Annotated in this window: 4 protein-coding genes; 3 read left to right on the forward strand and 1 reads right to left on the reverse strand. The window is 65.2% G+C overall.

All coding sequences use genetic code 11. From position 1 onward, the window contains the following. Positions 1 to 183, reverse strand: a 183-nt coding sequence (locus VEK15_01850; protein ID HXV59407.1) for an MmcQ/YjbR family DNA-binding protein, incomplete at its 3' end; no start/stop codon positions are given. 166 nt (positions 184 to 349) lie between these two features. Here VEK15_01850 and VEK15_01855 point away from each other — a divergent pair. From VEK15_01855 to VEK15_01865, 3 genes are all read left to right on the forward strand, one after another. Beyond that, positions 350 to 898 (forward strand): sigma-70 family RNA polymerase sigma factor, encoded by a 549-nt coding sequence (locus VEK15_01855; GenBank protein ID HXV59408.1) that lies wholly within the window; start codon positions 350 to 352, stop codon positions 896 to 898. Next, on the forward strand, positions 895 to 1,683 hold the full coding sequence (locus VEK15_01860; protein ID HXV59409.1) for a zf-HC2 domain-containing protein: 789 nt from the start codon (positions 895 to 897) through the stop codon (positions 1,681 to 1,683). The genes VEK15_01855 and VEK15_01860 overlap by 4 nt, the downstream gene beginning before the upstream one ends. 1 nt (position 1,684) lies before the next feature. Continuing rightward, the coding region (locus VEK15_01865) for a tetratricopeptide repeat protein (protein HXV59410.1) at positions 1,685 to 2,836 on the forward strand (1,152 nt) is incomplete at its 3' end.

The following is a 2,836-nucleotide window of genomic DNA, read 5'->3' on the forward strand; positions in this document are numbered from 1 at the left end:
CGCGATCATCAGCTCCTTCTCGTCGAGGGACTCGACCCAAACCACCAGCGCCTCGGGATCATCGCGGATCCAGGTGAACATGCGCGGCTTGGTGCGCCACGACGGTCGGCCTTCGTACGAGGCCCGTTCGTAGGCGCCGGGGAGGGACAAGGCGATCCGACGAATTTGAGATTCCGTCACCATCTCGTATTGTTCGACTCCCTGCCGCTAAGCTGACCGGTCGGCGCCGAACGTGGGAAGCCCAAGGTGTGGCACCAATCCCATCCAGGCTGAAGTGACTTTATAATGAAGTTTCCTGCAACGAACCAGCCCCCTGGCGCGCCGATCCCATGAACGGCCCGGTAGGCTCATGGAAGTAGCGGATGCCGCGCTCGTCGAGCGCACCCTGGCAGGGGACATCGAGGGATTCGGCGAGCTTCATCGGCGCTACTACCGCCGCGTGGTTCGGGTCGTTCTGACCATCATGAAAGACCGAATCCAGGCCGAGGACATGGTCCAGGATGCCTATGCCTCTGCCCTCAGAGAGCTTCCGCGATTGAAGGATCCCGCTCGGTTCTTCCCCTGGATCTGCCGGATTGCGGTCAATCGCGCGATCGAGGATCGGCGGCGAGCCGGACGCCGCGCCCGACTCGACGCCCGGGTGGTCGCATCGGACGTTGCCGTGGCGGAGGCCGAGGACCGTCTCTTGCGGGCCGAGCGCGCCGAGAAGGTCCGACTCGCGCTCGAGAAGCTTCCCGAAGGGCAGAGGGCAGCGGTCGTCCTGCGCTACTTCGACGAGCTCCCGATGCGGCAGATCGGCGAAGCGCTGGGATGCGGCGAGGTTACCGCGCGAAGTCAGGTATTTCGCGGCCTGCGGAAGCTGGGCGTCTTCTTGAAGGCCAAAGGAGCGACACGTTGACAAACAGTGCTTGTCCCGATTTCGAGGGGCTCATGGAGAGGTTGCTCTTTGGCGATCTCACCGAGCCGTCGCGGGAAAACGTCGAGCGCCACCTCTCCGTATGCGGAGACTGCCGGGACGCCTTCGACGATGCGAAGCTTGCGATGGAGGCCCTTCGTGACATCGAAGCGCCGCCCCTCCCGTATGCGGATACGCCCAAGGTCATCCGCACCCTCGACCTTCAAAGGAGTCGCTCACCGTCCCGATGGATGGCGATGGCTGCCGTGCTGCTCATCGGAGTCGGCATCGGTTACTTCCTGCCCCGGGGCGGTGAGGAGCCGGAAGTCGCCCTCGGTGCCCCCGTCGATCCGGATGCTCTCGCCGCCCTCGAGCGGGCCGAGCTGCTGTCCGATGTGGGCGTTCGCTACACCGATGGGCTTCGCGGGGTTCTCGAGGAGCTCTTGGAGCTGGCCGTTCTCGACCTGACCGCGGACGAGGCGGCCTATACCCGCGAGCGCGCCCGGACTCTCATTCGCGACGGCGCCCTTCTCGAGCGTCTTCTCGATTCCGAAAAAGACCGGGATCTTCTTCGCGCGATCCGTCGTGCCGAACCGTTCCTGGAAGAGCTCGCCGCTCTCGAAAGCTCGACGACGGAGACGAACGTACGTCATCTCCAGGCGAGTCTCCGCGACAGCAATTTGCCTTCCACGCTTGCCGAGCTCGCGCTCGACGACGATATCGAGAGCGCCCTGGCATCGTCAGGGTGGCTCGCGAACGACAACCCCCTGCCCCGAAAGGATTTTTGAAATGACACGCCTTCTGCTCATCGGATGGGTCCCGATGTTGCTCGCCCTGCAGGAGCCGGCGCGATCTCTCTATCTCGAGGGGCGCGAGCATTTGCTCGAAGAGCGCTACGAACAGGCGACGGAAGCTTTTCGCCGCCTCGTCACCGAGTTCGCCGACAGCGAGGAGGCGGACGACGCCCAGTACTATCTCGGTTACGCCTACGAACAGCTCGGTCGCGACGTCGAAGCCATCGAAGCCTTCGGCTCGGTCATCGAACGGTGGCCCGATTCGGTGCGAGTCGAAAGTGCCCGCGAGCACCGAGCCGAGCTGGTCGCGGGCCGCGGTCGAAACGATCTGGCCCGGGAGGTTATCGACGATATCTTCGGGACCGCGAGCTCCTGGGAGCTCAAGCGCGATACGGCTTTCGCTCTCGCCCGCCAGGGAAACCTTGCCGGCCGGGACGTGCTCGAAGAGGCCATGGAGCGGGAGAGCTCGTCTCGCCAGATCGAGCTGATTCACATCCTCGCACCCCACGTTTCCAATCCCGAGGCGAGAGGCATCCTCATTCTCGCTTTGGATCGCAGCCGGTCGACCAGCGTGACGCTTCGCGCATTGAAAGCGCTCGAGCCCGCTTCCGCCCAGGAGGAGGTCACGGCCGCCTTCGAACGCCTGCTGGCGAGCGGGTTCTCGACCAGCGTGAAGCTCGAAGCCATTCGAACGCTCTCGCCTCGGCTCGACGTTGCCTCGGTGCGGCGGGCGGTGAGCCGCGGGCTCGATGCCGGAAACGCGTCATCGGTCCAGCTCCTTGCTTGTGCGACGCTCGATCGGCACCTGCTCGCCCCCGAGGTTCGGCCCGCCGTACTTCGCGTCTTCCAGGAGTCTTACAGCTCGTCCGTCCAGCTCCGTTGCCTGGAGAGCCTCGCGCCGATGAGGAACGACCTCGCGGCGGCCGAGATCCTCCACCAAGCCGTGGCCGGCGCCAATCACGCCAGCGCCGTCAAGCTCAGAGCCGTTCAGATCGCGGCAGGCTCCACCGAGCCGCAGGTGCGCGCTGCCGCCCGAGCGGCTCTCAGTCGCGAGGTCTCGACGAGCGTCCAGATCCCGGCGGTGCGGGTCCTTGGCGAAGGTCGAAACGAGCCGGCCGCCGCGCGAGCGCTCGAAGATCTCTTTGCC

It is taken from the genome of Vicinamibacteria bacterium, assembly GCA_035620555.1.
Classification (GTDB): Bacteria; Acidobacteriota; Vicinamibacteria; order Marinacidobacterales; family SMYC01; genus DASPGQ01.

Excerpts from the sequence above, each read along its gene's own strand:
- VEK15_01855 (HXV59408.1), top strand. The coding sequence starts at position 350 with ATGGAAGTAGCGGATGCCGCGCTCGTCGAGCGCACCCTGGCAGGGGAC.